Below are 16,606 nucleotides of genomic sequence, written 5' to 3'. Positions count from 1 at the left end.
GCTCAAATGATTTTGCTTGGGCGCGTGGCTGCCCCACCATCCCCACGCGCTCATTTCGCCACCTGCGGGGCCAGGGCGGCGGCGGTTTGTTCCAGCATCGCCAGCCCTTCGTCGCAATCGGCCCGGGTGACGACCAAGGGCGGCAGCAGGCGCAGCACGTTCTCGCCGGCGGCGACGCTCAGCAGGCCCTGGCGCAGCGCCTGTGCCTGCGCCTCGCCATTAGGCACCGCGCATTTCAGCCCGATCAGCAGCCCCTGGCCGCGCAGCTCGGTGAACACATCGCCATGGCGGGCGATCAGCTTTTCCAGCCCGGCGCGCAGATAGGACGCGGTCTCGTTCATCTGGTCCAGGAAGCCATCGGCCAGGATCACGTCCAGCACCGCATTGCCAACGGCGCAGGCCAGCGGGCTGCCGCCGAAGGTGGTGCCATGGCTGCCCGGCTTCAGCGCCTTGGCCACATGCTCCCTGGCCAGCACCGCCGCCATCGGGAAGCCGCCGCCAATGCCCTTGGCCAGGCTCATGATATCCGGCTCGACATCGCCCCATTGATGCGCGAACAGCTTCCCGGTGCGCCCCATCCCGGTTTGCACCTCATCGAAGCCGAGGATCAGCCCGAACTCATCGCAGGCGGCGCGCAGGCCGCGCAGGAAATCCGGGTCGGCGGCGCGGATGCCGCCTTCCCCCTGCAGCGGCTCCACCAGAATCCCCGCCGTCTCGGCGGTGATGGCGGCGCGCAGCGCGTTGAGATTGTTGAAGGGCACATGGTCGAACCCCTCCACCGGCTTGCCGAACCCTTCCAGATATTTCGGGTTCCCGGTGGCCGAGATGGTGGCGAGGGTACGGCCATGGAAGGCACCTTCGAAGCAGATCACGCGGGTGCGCTCCGGATGCCCGGCATCGGACTGCGCCTTGCGCATGGCCTTGATCAGCCCCTCATTCGCCTCGGCGCCGGAATTGCAGAAAAACACGCTGTCAGCGAAGCACGCCTCGACAAAGCGCGCCGCCAGCTGCTCCGCCTGCGGCACACGGTAGAGGTTGGAGACGTGAATCACCTTCGCCGCCTGCTCGGAAATCGTCTTCACCAGATGCGGGTGGTTATGGCCGAGCGAATTGGTCGCGATCCCGGCCGCGAAATCCAGATAGCGTCGCCCCTGCGCGTCGAACAGCCAGCTGCCCTGGCCGTGCGCGAAGGCAACGTCGAGTCTGGAGAAATTCGGCATTAGCGCGGAGATCATGAATATGCTTTCAAGGCAACGGAAAGCCCGGACTAAAGCGCATATGTCGGAAAAAAATCAAGCCTTCAGCCGGTTAAGACTGGTTTTGATCGTCGCCCTCTGCACCCTGCCCTCGCTCGGCGAGGCGGTGGCGATCCTGTGGGGCCAGCTGCATGGCTTCCACGGCAAAGCCTTGCGCGACGGGCTGGATTTCTGGGCCGGCGGATTTCTGTACCTGCACGGGCAGTTGGGGATGCTGTTCGACCATCAGGCCTATCAGAGCTTTTTGCAGGGCATGTATGGGAAATTGCCCTATCATCTGTGGAGCTATCCGCCGAGCTACGGGCTGATCGCGGCGGCCTTCGGCTGGCTGCCGCCCTGGCCGGCGGTGCTGGCCTTCGATGCGCTCTCACTGGCGCTGCTGGCGGTGGTGCTGCGGCTGGCGGGCAAAAGCGTCTGGTTCATCGCGGCCGTGCTGCTCGCCCCGGCCAGCCTGGAAAACGCCATGGAGCATCAGAACGCGGCGCTGCTGACGGCGCTGATCGGCGGCGGGCTGCTGCTGGCGCAGGCACGGCCCCGGCTGGCGGGCGCCTTGATCGGGCTGGCCAGCTTCAAGCCGCAACTCGGGCTGGTGCTGCCGCTTTATCTGCTGCGCCGACGGAAGTTGGCTTTCTTATATGCGGCCTTGGCGGCGGTGCTGCTGGCCGCGGCCTCGCTATGGGCCTTTGGGCAAGCCGCCTGGGTGGGGTTCCTGCATTATACCAGCCCGATGATGAGCAATGTGCTGCTCACCGGCAAGCCAAAGGCATTCGCCGGCGGGCTGATCAGCGCCTTTGCCACCGCCAGGCCGCTCGGCCTCGTCCCGGCACTGGCGGTGCAGGCGGGGGTGAGCGCGCTGTGCGTGCTGGCCGGGCTGTTCACCCGCTCAGTGCCGGCGATGCTGATTCTCTCTGGCCTGGCCAGCCCCTATCTGCATGTTTACGACCTGCTCGGCGTCAGCCTCGCGGTGGCGCTGCTGGTGGAGGCGCGGCAGGCGGAAGCAAGAGAGGCGGGGGGCAGCTTCAAGCCCGGCGAACCGGTTTTGTTCTTCCTGGCCTGGTTCGGGCCGGGGCTGCTGCCCTGGCACCCGGCTTTCGCGCATCTGGTACCGGCTGTGCTGCTTCTGCTCTTGGCAAGCGCGTGGCGGCATGGTGGTGTCCGCCCATGTTGCGACTCCTCTCCGGCTCCGCCCGGCTCGCCGGTGTCACCGGCTGGCCGGTCGCCCACTCACGCTCCCCCCGGATCCACGGCACCTGGCTGAACCGGCACGGGATTGACGGCGCCTATCTGCCGCTGCCGATCCGCCCGGAGGATTTCTCGACGGTGGTGCCCGCCTTGGCCAAGGCCGGGTTCGCCGGGATGAATGTGACCATACCGCACAAGGAAGCCGCCTTTGCGGTGTGCGACCATGTGGATGAATTCGCCCGCCGCGCCGGGGCGGTGAACATGCTGGTGTTCTCGGAGCGCGGCATCGAGGGGCGCAATACCGACGGCTATGGCTTCATCGCCAATCTGCGCGCGCATGGGGTGGACCCGGCGGCGGGGCCGGTGCTGATTCTGGGTGCCGGCGGGGCCGCGCGCGGCATCGGCGCGGCGCTGCAGGACGAGGGCGCGAAGATCACCTTCGCCAACCGCACGCCCGAGCGCGCCGCCGCTTTGGCGATGGCGATGGCGGGCGAGGTGCTGCCCTGGGAGCGCCGGGCCGAGGCGCTGGGCGATTACGCGCTGCTGATCAACACCACCTCGCTCGGCATGGTGCACCAGCCGCCTTTGGAGATGGACCTCTCCCACGCCCATACGAGCCTGGCGGTGGCCGACATCATCTTCGCGCCGCTGGAGACCGCATTGCTGCGTGCGGCGCGTGAGCGTGGGCTGACCCCGGTGGAAGGGCTGGGGATGTTGCTGCACCAGGCGGTGCCGGGCTTTAGCGCCTGGTTCGGGGTGACGCCGGTGGTGGATGAGGAGCTGTACCGGATCGTCGCCGCATGATGCGCCTGGGGCTGACCGGCGGCATCGGCATGGGCAAATCCACCGTGGCCGGGATGTTCGCGGCGCGCGGCGTGCCGGGCTTCAACGCCGATGACGAGGTCCACCGGCTGCAGGCCCCCGGCGGGGCGGCGATTGCGGCCATTGCAGCTGCCTTTCCCGGCACCGTGGAAGCGGGCGTGCTGGACCGCGCCCGGCTGCGCGCCCTGGTGCTGGCGGATGGGACGCAGATGCGCACGCTGGAAGAGATCATGCATCCGCTGGTACGCGCGGCCGAGGCGGCGTTTATTGCCTATGCCACGGCCGCGGGGCGACAAGCGGTGCTGCTGGATATTCCGCTGCTGCTGGAAACCGGCCGGGAGTCGGGGTTCGACAAGGTGATCGTGGTTTCCTGTCCGCGCGAGGTGCAGATCGAGCGGGTGCGCCAGCGCGGGCTGGCCCTGGCGCAGATCGAGGCGATCATCGCCAGGCAGATGCCGGATGCGCAAAAACGCGAAAAGGCGGATTACGTGGTCGAAACCGGCGGCACGCTGGCGGCGACCCAGGCACAGGTGGACGAGATTTTGCAGGAGCTGGGGCTATGAGCCGGTCCGTTTTGTTCGATACCGAGACCACCGGCTTCGAGCCGCTGACCGGGGACAGGGTGATCGAAATCGCCGCGATCGAGCTGGAGAACGATCTGCCCACCGGCAACACGTTTTACGCGCTGCTGGACCCGGAGCGGGACATTCCGGCGGACAGCACCCGCATTCACGCCATCACCAACGCGCATGTGGAGGGCAAGCCGAAATTCGCCGAGGTGGCGGAGGAGATGCTGGCGTTTTTCGGGGAGTCCCCGCTGGTCGCGCATAATGCGCCGTTCGATTTCGGCTTCATCTCGGCGGAGTTGCAGCGCATCGGCCGCCCGCCCCTGGACAAGGCGCGGATGATCGACACGCTGGTGCTGGCCAAGCAGCGCTTCCCCGGCATGCCGAACAGCCTGGACGCGCTGTGCCGGCGCTTCGAGATCGACCTCTCTGCGCGCACCACCCATAACGCGCTGCTGGACTGCAAGCTGCTGGCGGAAGTGTATGTGGAGCTGACCGGCGGACGCCAGCGCGGACTGGTGCTGGACCAGGAGGCCGGGCTCTCCTTCGCGCAGTACCAGGCCCCGGCCAACCGCACGCCAAGGCGGATCGCGCTGAGCGATGAGCAGAAAGCGGCGCATGCGGGGTTTGTCGGCAAGATCAAAGGCGCGATCTGGACCCGGGACGAGACGGCGGGTTGAAGAGCTGGGGGTGTTTTTGAAAAACCTCCCCCAGCCCCCCAAAAACTTTGGTAAATTAGAGCAATATGTATTTAGGTTGACGCGACAGCGTCAACCTAAATACATGAAATTGCTCGCCAAAACAAAACTTAGAGCATCAAGCTAAAAGCTTGATGTTCTAAGGAATGGGCGGTTCCAGCGGCGCCGGCGCCCTCAGCTCCGCCAGGGCCTTGCGCCGGGTCGCGTACCAGAAGCTCCAGAGCAGCAGCAGACCGAAAATCCCGTACCCGATGAACGGGCTCAACAGCAGATAGCGGTCGATCTTCCAGATGCTGGCCAGGGTGCACATCACGCAGGTCTGCGCGATCAGCCCCAGACCCCAGACCAGTGTCAGCACCCGAAAGCTGCGCCGGGTGCCCGGCTGCGCCCACATCGCCTCAAACCGCGCCGCGCCCTCCGGCGTGTTGCGGGCCGAGGTGGCGCGGGCCAGATAGAAGATCAGCGGCTTTTCCAGCGCCAGCGAGGCCAGGAACAGCCCCCCGACCGCGCCGGTGACCAGCGCGTCACGGATCTGGATCAGCCGGGGCGAGCCGCCCATGGCGGTGGCGGCGAGGGTGAACAGAATGCTGGCCACCACCAGGAACGAGACCGCATCCAGCCGCCTGGTCTTGGCCAGCTCATAGCCGCTCCACAGCAAAGGCGGCAGGGCGGAGGCGATCAACGCATCCGTATCGCCCAGCCGCGCATCCAGCGCCTCATAGACGAGGTAGGGGGCGATGAAATTGGCGAAAACCTCCGGGCCGGCGCGGCGCAGCAGCTTCAGCGGATCAGCCCGGTCATCGGCGAGGAGGCGGAGGCGGAGGATTTGCGCGGGATGCGCCCGGCCTCGAAGGCCAGCCGCCCGGCGATGACACCGTGCTTCATCGCCACCGCCATCTTCACTGGGTCATCCGCCATGGCGATGGCGGAATTCACCAGCACCGCGTCGCAGCCCAGCTCCATCGCATAGGCGGCATCCCAGGCGGTGCCGACCCCGGCATCCACCAGCACCGGCACCTTGGCGTTCTCGATGATGGTCTGGATCATCACCGGGTTCTGCACGCCAAGGCCAGAGCCGATCGGCGCGCCGAGCGGCATGATGGCGACACAGCCCATATCCTCCAGCCGCTTCGCCGCCACCGGGTCATCGGCGCAATAGACCATGACCTCGAACCCGTCCTTGATGAGGGCTTCGGCGGCCAGCAGGGTGGCTGCCATGTCCGGGTAGAGGGTCGGCGGCGGGCCGAGCACCTCCAGCTTCACCAGGTTCCAGCCCCCGGCCTCGCGGGCCAGGCGCAGCGTGCGCACGGCCTCATCGGCGGTGAAGCAGCCGGCGGTGTTGGGCAGGTAAGTATAGCGCTTCGGATCGACGAAATCCTGCAGCATCGGGGCGTTGCGGTCATGCACATTCACCCGGCGCAGCGCCACGGTGACCATCTCCGCGCCGGACTGGGCGATCGCCTCGGCGGTGGTCTCCAGATCCTTGTATTTCCCGGTGCCGACGACCAGGCGCGAGGCAAAATTCCGCCCCGCGACCGTCCAGCCCCCTAGATCTCCAGCGTGGGCCTTCTGCGTGATACCGTCCATGGATCTAACCCCCTCCGACAAAATGCACGATTTCCAGCGCATCGCCGTGCTGGAGCACGGTGGCGCCATATTGGGAGCGGGGCACGATCTCCAGATTGCGTTCAACCGCCAGCTTGCGCGTATCCAGCTCCATCAGAGCCACCAGCCCGGTCAGGCTGGTGCCGGCCGGAACCTGCATCGATTCGCCATTCACGCTGAGCGTGATCTGTTCAATGGTTTGGCTCATGGCGCTTATTATCGGCCCGGCACCTTGCGCAGGCAAGGCAAGGCGATGCGCGCTGCCGGCATGGCGTCCGCAAGCCTCGCGCGGGGCCACAGTAAATCATTGATAAATCAAGCCATTGATCCACAAGTGTGGAAACAACCCCCGCAAAAATTTGGCGGCGCGGAGGCACTATGCTACCGCAAGCGGCACCATGGCAGCACCGCTCATTCTGGTCCTGAACGGACCGAACCTGAATCTCCTCGGCACCCGGGAACCGGACATTTACGGTCACGGCACGCTGGACGATCTGGAAACACTCTGCGCCGAGGTGGCGGAAGGGGCCGGACTCGCCATCGATTTCCGGCAAAGCAACCATGAGGGTGAGCTGATCACCTGGGTGCAGGAGGCGCGCCATAGCGCCGCCGGGCTCATCATCAACCCCGCCGGATATTCCCATACCTCGGTGGCGCTGATGGATGCGCTGAAGAGCCTCGATATCCCGATCATCGAGGTGCATCTTTCCAATATCCACCAGCGCGAAGCCTTCCGGCACCATTCCTATGTCTCCCACGCCGCCACCGGCGTGATTTGCGGGCTCGGCTTTGCCGGCTATAGGCTCGCTCTGTTGGCCCTCTCTGAAATTCTGGAAGAAGACGAACAATGAGCCTTTCTTTCGACCCCAAGGCGCTCGCCGAGCTGGCGGCCCTGCTCAAAGACACCGGTCTGACCGAGATCGAGCTGGAAGAGGGGGACCGCAAGGTTCGCCTGGCCGCCAAGCCGGCGCCGGTGACGATGACCGCCGCCGCCCCGATGGCGATGGCCGCCGCCCCCGCCACCGCGCCGGTTGCGGCCGCGCCGGCCGCCGCCCCTGCCGCCGCCGAGCCGGCCAAACATCCCGGCGCGGTGAAGAGCCCGATGGTGGGTGTCGCCTATCTCTCCGCCGAACCCGGCGCGGCACCTTATGTCTCCGTCGGCCAGCAGGTCGAGGCCGGAGCCACGCTGCTGCTGATCGAGGCGATGAAGACCTTCAACCAGATCAAGGCGCCGCGCGCCGGTGTGGTGAAGCAGGTGCTGGTGACCAGCGGCGCGCCCGTCGAATATGACGAGCCGCTGCTGATCATCGAATAACGGACCGCCAGATGTTCAAAAAGATCCTGATCGCCAATCGCGGTGAGATCGCGCTGCGGGTGCTGCGCGCCTGCCGCGAGATGGGCATTGCCTCCGTCGCGGTGCATTCCACCGCGGATACGGACGCCATGCATGTGCGCCTCGCCGATGAGAGCGTCTGCATCGGCCCGCCTTTGGGGCGCGATTCCTATCTCAACATGCCAGCGATCATTTCCGCCGCCCTCATCACCGGGGCGGAGGCGATCCATCCCGGCTACGGCTTCCTCTCCGAGAACGCCAAATTCGCCGAGATGGTGGAGGCGCACGGGCTGGTCTTCATCGGCCCGACCGCCGAGCATATCCGCATGATGGGCGACAAGATCACCGCCAAGACCACCATGGCCGCTTTGGGCGTGCCGCTGGTCCCCGGCTCGCCGGGTGAGCTGTCCTCGCTGGAGGAGGCGCATGAGGTCGCGGACCGGATCATGTATCCGGTGCTGATCAAGGCCGCCGCCGGCGGTGGCGGGCGCGGCATGAAAGTGGCCAAATCCAAGGACGAGCTGGACGCCGCCTGGCGCGAGGCCCGTGCCGAGGCCCTGGCCGCCTTCGGCAATAACGCGGTCTATATGGAGAAATATCTCGACAAGCCGCGCCATATCGAGCTGCAGATCCTGGCCGACAATTACGGCGAGGTGGTGCATATCGGCGAGCGCGACTGCTCGTTGCAGCGCCGCCACCAGAAGGTGCTGGAAGAGGCGGGCTCGCCGGTCATCACCGCCGAGGCGCGCGACGCGCTGGGCAAGACCGCCACGGACGCGCTGAAGAAATTCGGCTACCGCAATGCCGGCACGCTGGAATTCCTGTACCAGGACGGCCAGTTCGCCTTCATCGAGATGAATACCCGCCTGCAGGTGGAGCATCCGGTCTCCGAGGCGATTTCCGGCATCGATCTGGTGCGCGAGCAGATCCGCATCGCCGCCGGCGAGAAGCTGGGCTACACCCAGGCGGATATTCGCTTCGAGGGCCATGCCATCGAATGCCGCATCACCGCCGAGGACCCCGAGACCTTCACCCCCTCGCCGGGCAAGGTGGAGGTGTTCCATGCGCCGGGCGGGCTGGGCGTGCGGGTGGATAGCGCGCTCTATGCCGGCTACCGCGTGCCGCCGCATTATGACAGCCTGATCGCCAAGCTGATCACCTATGGCCGCACCCGCGACGAGGCGATCGCGCGGATGCGCCGGGCGCTGACGGAATTCGTCATCACCGGGATCAAGACGACGATCCCGCTGCATCAGCGGATTCTGGAGAATGAGGAGTTCCAGTCGGGTGAATATACGATTCACTGGCTGGAGAAATTCGTGGCGCAGGGCGGCTGAAAGACGTGGGGTGTTTTTGAAAAAACACCCCACACCCCCAAAAACTTTTGCAACGGGCCGCCCCTTGAGGGCGGCCTTTGTGTTTTAAAGTCTGGCACGCGGCGGTCGGCTTTGCGTATCTGCGGGCCATGACCGACCCGAAATCCCTGCTCGCCCTGGAAACCAGCCCGCCTTGCTTCAGCGCCGAGGCGGCCGCCGCCTTTGCCCGCGAGCTGTTTGGCATCGATGGCCCGGCCAAGCCGCTCTATGGCGAGCGGGACCAGAATTTCCGCATCACCCCGGCGCGGGGACCGGGGATCATCCTGAAAATCCTCAGCCCGACCGAGCTGGAAAGCGCTGTGGACTTCCAGACGATGGTGCTCGACCACATCCAGGCCATGGACCCGTCTCTGCCGGTGCCGCGCGTGCGGCGCACTTTGGCGGGGGACGCCTACGCCTTCGTCAAGGATGCCGCCGGCACCCCGCATATGGTCCGCGTCCTGGATTTCCAGCCGGGCCGGGTGATGGATGATGTCGAGCCCACCCCTGCCCTGCTGCGCGACGTCGGCGCCCAGCTCGCCCGGCTGGACCGCGCGCTGGCCAATGTCTTCCACCCCGGCATGGGGCAGAAGATCGTCTGGGATCTGCGCGCCATCGAAATCCTCCGCCCCTCGGCGGCGTTGATCGAACCGGCGCAGGACCGCGCTCTGGTCGAGGCCGTGCTGGAGCGCTTCCTGGCCTTCCGCCCGCATCTGGACCGGCTGCGCCACCAGCCCGTGCATAACGATCTGCACCCCGGCAACATGCTGGTGGATGCGGAAGCCACCCGCCTGACCGGCATGCTGGATTTCGGCGACATGATCCATGCGCCGCTGATCTTCGATATCGCCGTCACCGCCGCCGAAACCGTCGGCACCAGCCTGGATCCGATCGCCTACGCCACCGAGATCGTCGCCGGCTATGACGCGGTGAACCCGTTGCAGCCCGAGGAGTTCGGGGCGCTGTTCGAGGCGATCATCGCCCGCCACGCGCTGGCCGCGACCATCATGGCCTGGCGCAAGCAGAACGATCCGGCAGGGGCGGAGAAGCTGGCGGCTTTGGGCGGCATCGGCATCGCCGCCATCCAGGCATTTCTGGCGGCGGGCAAGGAGCGGGTGGTGGCGCGCTTCCGCGCCGCCTGCGCCAGCCGGCCCAGTGCGGGCCTGACCGCGCGCCGCTTCGCGGTGCTGGGCAAGGGGCTGGAGCTGTCTTACGAGGAGCCGGTGCATCTGGTGTACGGCCAGGGCGCGCATCTCTTCGCCCCGGACGGCACGGATTATCTGGACGCCTATAACAACGTCCCCTCCGTCGGCCATGGCAATGTCCGCGTCGCGGCGGCGATCTCGCGGCAGATGCATTGGATGTGCACCAACACGCGCTACCTGCACGAGACGGTGGTGGCCTATGCCGAGCGCCTGACCGCGACCCTGCCGGAGGGGCTGAGCCAGGTGCTGTTCGTCAATTCCGGCTCCGAGGCGAATGACACCGCCTATCGCATCGCCAAGGCGGTGACGGGCAAGAGCGGGGCCATCGTCATCTCCGGCGCCTATCACGGCATCACCGAAATCTCGGCCGCCCTCTCGCCCTATCACGGCCCGCAGGCGCAACCGCTGGAACCCTATATCGAGGTGCTGGAGGTGCCGGACCCGTTCCGGGGCCGCTTCACCGAGGCCGCGGCTTACGCGGCGGACGCGGACCGGGCGATTGCGGCGCTGCAGGCAAAAGGGCTGGGGGTGGCAATGCTGCTGGTGGACAGCGCCTTCACCGCCCATGGCATCACCGCCGCGCCGGCAGGCTATTTTGCCGCCATCGCCGCCAAGGTGCGCGAAGCCGGCGGGCTGGTGGTGGGCGATGAGGTGCAGTCCGGCTTCGGACGGATGGGCGAGGCCTTCTGGGGCTTCGCCCGCCATGGCGTGGTGCCGGACATGGTCACGCTGGGCAAGCCGATGGCCAATGGCCACCCGACCGGGGCGGTGGTGACGCGGCCCGAGATTCTGGAAATCTTCCAGCGCAAGATCGAGTTCTTCTCCACCTTCGGCGGCAACCCGGTCTCGGCGGCGGCCGCTTTGGCGACGCTGAACGTGCTGCAGGAGGAGGATTTGCAGGGCAACGCCCAGCGCACCGGCACCGCGCTGCGGGCCGGGATCGCCAGCCTGCAGGGGCGCTTCCCGCTGCTGGCGGATGTGCGTGGCGCCGGGCTGATGACCGGGGTGGAGATTGATGAGGGCGGCACCCCCTCCCGCGCCCTGGCCAAGCGCATCGCCAATGCCATGCGCCGCGCCCAGGTGCTGATCGGCACCGAGGGGCCGCAGGGGAACGTGCTGAAAATCCGCCCGCCTCTGCCCTTCAACGGGGCGGATGCAACGCGCTTCCTGGAGACTCTGGAGCGCGTCCTGGCCGGGCTCTGATACGCTTTGTAAAAATTTTCAGAGCAATCTGTGTTTAGGTTGACGCGCCAGAGTCAAGATAAACACATGAAATTGCTCGCCAAAACAAAACCCAGAGCATCAAGCTAAAAGCTTGAGGCTCTGGGGCCGGGATTCTCGATATCCGGCCCTGAAAAGGCCGGCTCAGGGCATCGCGCTCGGATGCGCCTGGGCATAGGCGAGCTGCTCCGGCGTCATCTCGAACCCGACCAGCACCTGCACATCCGCACTCTGCTGCTCCTGCGGCAGCACGATCTTGATCGGTTTGCTGGTCAGCGCCGTGGTGCTCATATTGCCGTCGAATTTGAGCGTGGCGGTGTAGTCCTGCTTCTGGATGATCTGATCGCCCTGGGTGATCGCCACGAACCAGGGCAGGCTCACCGGCTGGCCGTGATTGGCCGGGCCGTTATCGGTGAGGAAGCTGGCGGTGAATTTCACCTGCAGCAGTTTCTGCTGCTTCTTCGTCATGGTGGTGCAGGCGCCGGAGACGCCGGTGATCCGCCCGGTCGAGATCTGCCCCGCCACATCGCTGCGGCCGGGCTCGAACAGGGTCACGGTCTGGGCCTGCTGCAGCACCGCCACTTGCGGGCAGAATTTGGTCGGGTCCGGGGCGGCGCCGTCGGCCGGGGTGGCGTCGGCCGAGGCGGTGTCGGGGTGCTTGTCGCCGCCACCGCCGCACGCGGCGAGGGCCAGCAAGGAGAGCAGCGCCGCGGCGGGCGCGAGGACGGACCGGAAATCTTTCATGGCCCTCCCTTGCCAGAATTTTTATCCCCGGTCATCTAGCGCGGCATGGCAGTTTACACGGAAGTCACCGACGAGGCGCTGAGCGCGTTTCTCACACTTTATGACATCGGCACCCTCACCGCCTTCCGTGGCATTGCCGAAGGGGTGGAGAACAGCAATTACGCGCTGAAGACCAGCGCCGGGGATTTCATCCTCACCCTCTACGAAAAACGGGTGAATAAGGAGGATCTGCCCTATTTCCTCGGGCTGATGGAGCATCTGCGCGAACGCGGCCTCTCCTGCCCGCTGCCGGTGCGCGGGCGCGATGGGCGCAATCTGCAGGAGCTGGCAGGCAAGATGGCCGCCATCACCACCTTCCTGCCCGGGGTCTGGCCGCGCCAGATCCGCCTGGAGCATTGCGCCCCGCTGGGTGCGGCGCTGGCCAGGCTGCATCTGGCCGGCGAGGGCTTCGGCATGACCCGGCGCAACGGGCTCGGCCCGGAGGCCTGGGGGCCGCTGCTGGAGAAGAGTCTGCCCCAGGCCGATAGCGTACTGGGCGGGCTGGGGGCGGAGCTGCAAGGCTGGCTGGGGCGCATCCAGGCCGAATGGCCGCAGGGTTTGCCCACCGGGCAAATCCATGCCGATCTCTTCCCCGACAACGTGTTCTTCCTCAATGGCGAAATTTCCGGGTTGATCGATTTCTACTTCGCCTGCACGGACATCCTCGCTTACGACATCGCGATCTGCCTGAATGCCTGGTGCTTCGAGACGCCGGGCGAGCTGAACGTCACCCGCTCGCGGGCCTTACTGCGGGGTTATCAGTCGGTGCGCCCGCTTTCCCAGGCGGAGATCGAAGCGCTGCCGGTGCTCGCACGCGGCGGGGCGATCCGCTTCCTGCTCACCCGGCTCTATGACTGGCTGAACCGCGCCCCGGCGGCCCTGGTGACGCCGAAAGACCCGCTGGATTATTACCGGCGGCTGCGCTTCCATTTCGCGGTCTCGGGGGCGGGCGCCTATGGGCTCTGAGGACGAGGCACGGATCGTTGAAATCTGGACCGATGGCGGCTGCAAGCCCAATCCGGGCCCGGGCGGCTGGGCGGCGATCTTGAAATTCGGCGAGGTGGTGAAGGAGCTCTCCGGCGGGGATGCGGACACCACCAATAACCGCATGGAGCTGACGGCGGCCGCAGAGGCGCTGAGCGCGCTCAAGCGCCCCTGCACGGTGAAGCTGCACACCGATTCCGAATATCTGAAAAACGGCATCACACGCTGGCATCAGGGCTGGGTGCGCAAGAACTGGCGCTCCTCCACCGGCGACCCGGTGAAGAATATGGATCTCTGGAAGCTGATCCTGGAGGCGGCGAAGCCGCACAGCATCGAATGGCTCTGGGTGCGGGGCCATTCGGGCAATGCGATGAATGAGCGCGCCGACGTGCTGGCGACGGCAGCCCGCGAGGCACTGGAAAAACGCTAATTTCCACGCCTGTCTTGACGGCGGGCGTGCGAATCCCCATTACAGCGTCAGGACGTTCACGTCCCTGCGCCGGTCCTCGGCCGCATGTAAATCTCATTTTGACCATAAAGCCGCGGCCTTCCGCCGCAGCGTTTCCTGTCACTGGATCTCTGGTTCCCCATGCATCTCGCCGAATTAAAGGCAAAATCCCCGACCGACCTCCTGGCCCTGGCTGAGGAGCTGGAGGTCGAAAACGCCTCCTCCCTGCGCAAGCAGGAGATCATGTTCGCCATCCTGAAAGCCCATGCCGAGAACGAGCAGGCGATTCACGGTGATGGCACGCTGGAAATCCTGCCCGACGGGTTTGGCTTCCTGCGCAACCCCGAGGCCAACTTCCTCCCCGGCCCGGACGATATCTACGTCTCCCCGCAGCAGGTGCGCCGCTATGGCCTGCGCACCGGCGACACTGTGGATGGCGAGATCCGCGCCCCCAAGGAAGGCGAGCGTTATTTCTCCCTGGTAAATGTCGAAAAGATCAATTTCGAGTCGCCGGAGGCGGTGAAGCACCGCATCAATTTCGACAATCTCACCCCGCTCTACCCGACCTCGCGCCTGCGCATGGAAGTGGAAGCGCCGGAGCCGACCGTGAAGGGCCAGCAGAAGGAAGTCACCGGCCGGGTGATCGACCTGGTGGCGCCGATCGGCAAGGGCCAGCGCGCCCTGGTGGTCGCCCCGCCGCGCACGGGCAAGACCGTGATGCTGCAGAACATCGCCGCCTCGATCACCGCCAACCATCCGGAAGTGTTCCTGATCGTGCTGCTCATCGATGAGCGGCCGGAGGAAGTGACCGACATGGCGCGCTCCGTGCGCGGCGAGGTGGTGGCCTCCACCTTCGACGAGCCGGCCTCGCGCCACGTGCAGGTGACCGAGATGGTGCTGGAGAAGGCCAAGCGCCTGGTCGAGCATAAGCGCGACGTGGTGATTTTGCTGGATTCCATCACCCGCCTGGCGCGCGCCTACAACACCGTGGTGCCCTCATCCGGCAAGGTGCTGACCGGCGGTGTGGATGCCAACGCCCTGCAGCGCCCGAAGCGCTTCTTCGGCGCGGCGCGTAATATCGAGGAAGGCGGCTCGCTGACCATCATCGCAACCGCCTTGATCGATACCGGTTCGCGCATGGACGAGGTGATTTTCGAAGAGTTCAAGGGCACCGGCAATGCCGAGCTGATCCTGGACCGCAAGCTCTCCGACAAGCGCACCTTCCCAGCGATCGACATCACCAAGTCCGGCACGCGTAAGGAAGAGCTGCTGGTGGAGAAGGCGGTGCTGTCGAAGATGTGGGTGCTGCGCCGCATTCTGAACCCGATGGGGACGACGGATGCGATGGAGTTCCTGCTCGATAAGCTGAAATACTCGAAGAGCAACAACGATTTCTTCGAGGCGATGAATACTTAAACAAAGCGGCGGCCCGATTCAGACGGCGCGGCTGCGCCGCGCCGTCATCGGGACGCCATCAACGCCTTGTCGCGAAAAAACCCGGCCATATAGGCCGGGTTTTTTGTTTTACCCGTGCGCGAGGCGATACGGGTCCATCTTGTACGTACCCAGGACTTTGAAGTCCGTGCAGAAAAAACCCAGCTCCTCGAACGCATGTTGCAGCCCGCTCTGCGCCGGGTGCCCCTCGACCTCGGCCAGGAACTGGGTGGCGGTGAAGCTGCCATTCACCATGTAGCTCTCCAGCCGCGTCATGTTCACGCCATTGGTCGCGAACCCGCCCAGCGCCTTGTAGAGTGCGGCCGGCACGTTGCGGACATTGAACACGAAGGTCGTCATCAGCCCCGGCGTTTCCGGCTCCACCGGCAGCGGTTCGCGGGCCATGATGTAGAAGCGGGTGGTGTTATGCGCCTCGTCCTCGACATTACGGCGCAAAATCTCCAGCCCGTACATCTCGCCCGCCAGCGAGGAAGCGATCGCGGCATCCGCCTTGCTGTCGAGTTTGGCGATGATCTCCGCCGCCCCGGCGGTGTCATATTCCACCACGGCGGTCGCGCCCAGCTCGGCGATCAGCCGCTTCACCTGGCCCAAAGCCACCGGATGCGAATGGATGCGCTTGATGTCGGAAATCCGCGTGCCCTTCGGGGCGAGCAGGCAATGCTCGACGCGCAAAAACGTCTCGCCGATGATCGAGAGGCCGGAATCGGGCAGCAGCGCGTGCATGTCCCCCACCCGGCCGACGATGGAGTTCTCCGGCGGCAGCATGGCGAGATCCGCCCGGCCCTCGCGCACCGCCGCCATCGCCGCCTGGAAACTCTCACACGGCAGGGTGGCGGCCCCCGGAAAGGCGGTACGGCAAGCGAGGTCCGAATAGGCGCCAGGCATGCCCTGGAAGGCGATCAGGCTCATTGGCAAAGCGCCTCCCTGGCGCGGTCTAGATCTTCTGGAGTATCGACGCCGAACGGCGCCTGCGCCACGCGCGCGGCGCCGATGCGCAAGCCCGCTTCCAGCGCCCGCAGCTGCTCCAGCTTCTCGCGCAGCTCCAGCGGCGAGGGCGGCAGTGCGACGAAGCGCTCAAGGGCGGCGCGGCGATAGGCGTAGATGCCGATATGATGCCAATGCGGCCCCTCGCCGGAGGGGATCAGATGGCGGGAGAAATACAAAGCCGGGCTGACCTCGGTATCCCCCGGAAAGGCGCAGGCGCATTTGACCACGGAGGGCGCGTCGCGCTCGGCCTCGGTGGTGATCGGCGCGACCAGCGTGCCGATATCGAACCCCTGCGCCAGTGGCTTCACCACTGTTGCAAGATAGGACGGGTCGATCGAAGGCAGATCGCCTTGCAGATTGACGATGACATCATGCGCGCCCGCCGGGTCGAGGCGGCGCAGCGCCGCCCAGATACGGTCCGAGCCGGAGGGCAGATCCGGGTCCGTCATCACCGCGATGCCCCCGGCTTTCTCAACCGCTTCAGCCACTTGCGCCTCACAGCAGGCCACCGCGACAGGGCCGAGCCCGGCGCTCAGCGCGCGGTCCAGCACATGCGCGATCATCGGTTTGCCGCCGATATCGGCCAGCACCTTGCCCGGCAGGCGGGTGGAGCCGAAACGCGCGGGGATCAAAACGATGGGATTCAAAAGCCTGGCCCTCTTGTCTGCTTGCCGCCCTGCCTAATTCCCTCTACGCCTAAGGGCAA

18 protein-coding genes are annotated in these 16,606 nt (G+C 65.9%); 11 read left to right on the top strand and 7 right to left on the bottom strand.

Going from position 1 to position 16,606, the window contains the following annotated elements; all coding sequences use genetic code 11:
* Positions 1–50 precede the first annotated feature (50 nt).
* Positions 51–1,235 (bottom strand): aspartate aminotransferase family protein, encoded by a 1,185-nt coding sequence (locus T331_RS0104155; protein WP_026439129.1) that lies wholly within the window; start codon positions 1,233–1,235, stop codon positions 51–53.
* A gap of 43 nt (positions 1,236–1,278) precedes the next feature.
* Between T331_RS0104155 and T331_RS0104150 the strand changes: the two genes are divergently transcribed.
* Genes T331_RS0104150 through dnaQ form a run of 4 tightly spaced genes read left to right on the top strand, consistent with a single transcriptional unit; the run spans position 1,279 to position 4,506 of the window.
* Positions 1,279–2,514: a glycosyltransferase family 87 protein gene (locus T331_RS0104150; RefSeq protein WP_026439128.1), complete on the top strand. Its 1,236-nt coding sequence runs from the start codon at positions 1,279–1,281 to the stop codon at positions 2,512–2,514.
* On the top strand, positions 2,418–3,242 hold the full coding sequence (locus T331_RS0104145; protein WP_026439127.1) for a shikimate dehydrogenase: 825 nt from the start codon (positions 2,418–2,420) through the stop codon (positions 3,240–3,242). The genes T331_RS0104150 and T331_RS0104145 overlap by 97 nt, the downstream gene beginning before the upstream one ends.
* Complete coding sequence (gene coaE / locus T331_RS0104140) at positions 3,239–3,823, top strand: dephospho-CoA kinase (RefSeq protein WP_026439126.1); 585 nt, start codon at positions 3,239–3,241, stop codon at positions 3,821–3,823. The genes T331_RS0104145 and coaE overlap by 4 nt, the downstream gene beginning before the upstream one ends.
* Complete coding sequence (gene dnaQ, locus T331_RS0104135; protein WP_026439125.1) at positions 3,820–4,506, top strand: DNA polymerase III subunit epsilon; 687 nt, start codon at positions 3,820–3,822, stop codon at positions 4,504–4,506. Before coaE ends, dnaQ begins: the two co-directional genes overlap by 4 nt.
* A 157-nt stretch (positions 4,507–4,663) precedes the next feature.
* On the opposite strand, the gene T331_RS17270 is transcribed toward dnaQ, so the two are convergent.
* From T331_RS17270 to thiS, 3 genes are read right to left on the bottom strand one after another with little or no spacing between them, the layout of a single operon-like run.
* The gene (locus tag T331_RS17270) at positions 4,664–5,299 is read right to left on the bottom strand and encodes a VC0807 family protein (RefSeq protein ID WP_280512642.1); all 636 of its coding nucleotides are present in this window, start codon (positions 5,297–5,299) and stop codon (positions 4,664–4,666) included.
* A 5-nt stretch (positions 5,300–5,304) separates the two neighbouring features.
* On the bottom strand, positions 5,305–6,111 hold the full coding sequence (locus T331_RS0104125) for a thiazole synthase (protein WP_026439124.1): 807 nt from the start codon (positions 6,109–6,111) through the stop codon (positions 5,305–5,307).
* Between the two features lie 4 nt (positions 6,112–6,115).
* A complete protein-coding gene (thiS, locus tag T331_RS17265) occupies positions 6,116–6,337 on the bottom strand; it encodes a sulfur carrier protein ThiS (RefSeq protein WP_008495082.1) in 222 nt (73 codons plus the stop codon).
* 190 nt (positions 6,338–6,527) lie between these two features.
* On the opposite strand from thiS, the gene aroQ reads away from it, so the two are divergent.
* From aroQ to T331_RS19020, 4 genes are all read left to right on the top strand, one after another.
* Entirely contained in the window at positions 6,528–6,980 is a 453-nt protein-coding gene (aroQ, locus tag T331_RS0104115) for a type II 3-dehydroquinate dehydratase (RefSeq protein WP_008495081.1), read from the top strand.
* On the top strand, positions 6,977–7,444 hold the full coding sequence (gene accB, locus T331_RS0104110) for an acetyl-CoA carboxylase biotin carboxyl carrier protein (protein ID WP_026439123.1): 468 nt from the start codon (positions 6,977–6,979) through the stop codon (positions 7,442–7,444). The genes aroQ and accB overlap by 4 nt, the downstream gene beginning before the upstream one ends.
* A gap of 11 nt (positions 7,445–7,455) precedes the next feature.
* Positions 7,456–8,799 carry an acetyl-CoA carboxylase biotin carboxylase subunit gene (accC, locus tag T331_RS0104105; RefSeq protein ID WP_026439122.1) on the top strand — a complete coding sequence of 448 codons (1,344 nt, stop codon included), beginning with the start codon at positions 7,456–7,458 and terminating at the stop codon, positions 8,797–8,799.
* 128 nt (positions 8,800–8,927) lie between these two features.
* Positions 8,928–11,225 (top strand): aminotransferase class III-fold pyridoxal phosphate-dependent enzyme, encoded by a 2,298-nt coding sequence (locus tag T331_RS19020; protein WP_155992603.1) that lies wholly within the window; start codon positions 8,928–8,930, stop codon positions 11,223–11,225.
* A 162-nt stretch (positions 11,226–11,387) separates the two neighbouring features.
* Here T331_RS19020 and T331_RS0104095 read toward each other — a convergent pair whose 3' ends face one another.
* Complete coding sequence (locus T331_RS0104095) at positions 11,388–11,987, bottom strand: hypothetical protein (RefSeq protein WP_026439121.1); 600 nt, start codon at positions 11,985–11,987, stop codon at positions 11,388–11,390.
* Positions 11,988–12,032: 45 nt separating this feature from the next.
* Between T331_RS0104095 and T331_RS0104090 the strand changes: the two genes are divergently transcribed.
* The 3 genes from T331_RS0104090 to rho all read left to right on the top strand — a co-directional run bounded on the left by T331_RS0104090 (position 12,033) and on the right by rho (position 14,874).
* On the top strand, positions 12,033–12,992 hold the full coding sequence (locus tag T331_RS0104090; RefSeq protein WP_008495075.1) for a homoserine kinase: 960 nt from the start codon (positions 12,033–12,035) through the stop codon (positions 12,990–12,992).
* Positions 12,982–13,440 carry a ribonuclease HI gene (gene rnhA, locus T331_RS0104085; RefSeq protein ID WP_008495074.1) on the top strand — a complete coding sequence of 153 codons (459 nt, stop codon included), beginning with the start codon at positions 12,982–12,984 and terminating at the stop codon, positions 13,438–13,440. The genes T331_RS0104090 and rnhA overlap by 11 nt, the downstream gene beginning before the upstream one ends.
* A 159-nt stretch (positions 13,441–13,599) precedes the next feature.
* The gene (rho, locus tag T331_RS0104080; protein WP_008495072.1) at positions 13,600–14,874 is read left to right on the top strand and encodes a transcription termination factor Rho; all 1,275 of its coding nucleotides are present in this window, start codon (positions 13,600–13,602) and stop codon (positions 14,872–14,874) included.
* A gap of 108 nt (positions 14,875–14,982) precedes the next feature.
* On the opposite strand, the gene T331_RS0104075 is transcribed toward rho, so the two are convergent.
* Positions 14,983–15,822: a prephenate dehydratase gene (locus T331_RS0104075; RefSeq protein ID WP_026439120.1), complete on the bottom strand. Its 840-nt coding sequence runs from the start codon at positions 15,820–15,822 to the stop codon at positions 14,983–14,985.
* Complete coding sequence (locus T331_RS0104070) at positions 15,819–16,547, bottom strand: 3-deoxy-manno-octulosonate cytidylyltransferase (protein ID WP_008495070.1); 729 nt, start codon at positions 16,545–16,547, stop codon at positions 15,819–15,821. Before T331_RS0104070 ends, T331_RS0104075 begins: the two co-directional genes overlap by 4 nt.
* Positions 16,548–16,606: the final 59 nt, after the last annotated feature.

The sequence above is a fragment of the Acidocella facilis ATCC 35904 genome, from assembly GCF_000687875.1.
In the GTDB taxonomy this organism is placed as follows: Bacteria; Pseudomonadota; Alphaproteobacteria; order Acetobacterales; family Acetobacteraceae; genus Acidocella; species Acidocella facilis.
The sequence above is the reverse complement of the archived record's forward strand: the minus strand, read 5'-3'. Positions and strand labels throughout refer to the sequence as shown.

Bases quoted from the DNA above. Each gene is read 5' to 3' on its own strand.
- T331_RS0104095 (WP_026439121.1), bottom strand. From the start codon at position 11,987: ATGAAAGATTTCCGGTCCGTCCTCGCGCCCGCCGCGGCGCTGCTCTCC.
- rnhA (WP_008495074.1), top strand. From the start codon at position 12,982: ATGGGCTCTGAGGACGAGGCACGGATCGTTGAAATCTGGACCGATGGC.
- dnaQ (WP_026439125.1), top strand. From the start codon at position 3,820: ATGAGCCGGTCCGTTTTGTTCGATACCGAGACCACCGGCTTCGAGCCG.
- accC (WP_026439122.1), top strand. From the start codon at position 7,456: ATGTTCAAAAAGATCCTGATCGCCAATCGCGGTGAGATCGCGCTGCGG.
- accB (WP_026439123.1), top strand. From the start codon at position 6,977: ATGAGCCTTTCTTTCGACCCCAAGGCGCTCGCCGAGCTGGCGGCCCTG.
- rho (WP_008495072.1), top strand. From the start codon at position 13,600: ATGCATCTCGCCGAATTAAAGGCAAAATCCCCGACCGACCTCCTGGCC.
- T331_RS0104090 (WP_008495075.1), top strand. From the start codon at position 12,033: ATGGCAGTTTACACGGAAGTCACCGACGAGGCGCTGAGCGCGTTTCTC.
- T331_RS0104150 (WP_026439128.1), top strand. From the start codon at position 1,279: ATGTCGGAAAAAAATCAAGCCTTCAGCCGGTTAAGACTGGTTTTGATC.
- T331_RS19020 (WP_155992603.1), top strand. From the start codon at position 8,928: ATGACCGACCCGAAATCCCTGCTCGCCCTGGAAACCAGCCCGCCTTGC.
- T331_RS0104145 (WP_026439127.1), top strand. From the start codon at position 2,418: ATGTTGCGACTCCTCTCCGGCTCCGCCCGGCTCGCCGGTGTCACCGGC.
- thiS (WP_008495082.1), bottom strand. From the start codon at position 6,337: ATGAGCCAAACCATTGAACAGATCACGCTCAGCGTGAATGGCGAATCG.
- T331_RS0104155 (WP_026439129.1), bottom strand. From the start codon at position 1,235: ATGATCTCCGCGCTAATGCCGAATTTCTCCAGACTCGACGTTGCCTTC.
- aroQ (WP_008495081.1), top strand. From the start codon at position 6,528: ATGGCAGCACCGCTCATTCTGGTCCTGAACGGACCGAACCTGAATCTC.
- coaE (WP_026439126.1), top strand. From the start codon at position 3,239: ATGATGCGCCTGGGGCTGACCGGCGGCATCGGCATGGGCAAATCCACC.
- T331_RS0104075 (WP_026439120.1), bottom strand. From the start codon at position 15,822: ATGAGCCTGATCGCCTTCCAGGGCATGCCTGGCGCCTATTCGGACCTC.
- T331_RS0104125 (WP_026439124.1), bottom strand. From the start codon at position 6,111: ATGGACGGTATCACGCAGAAGGCCCACGCTGGAGATCTAGGGGGCTGG.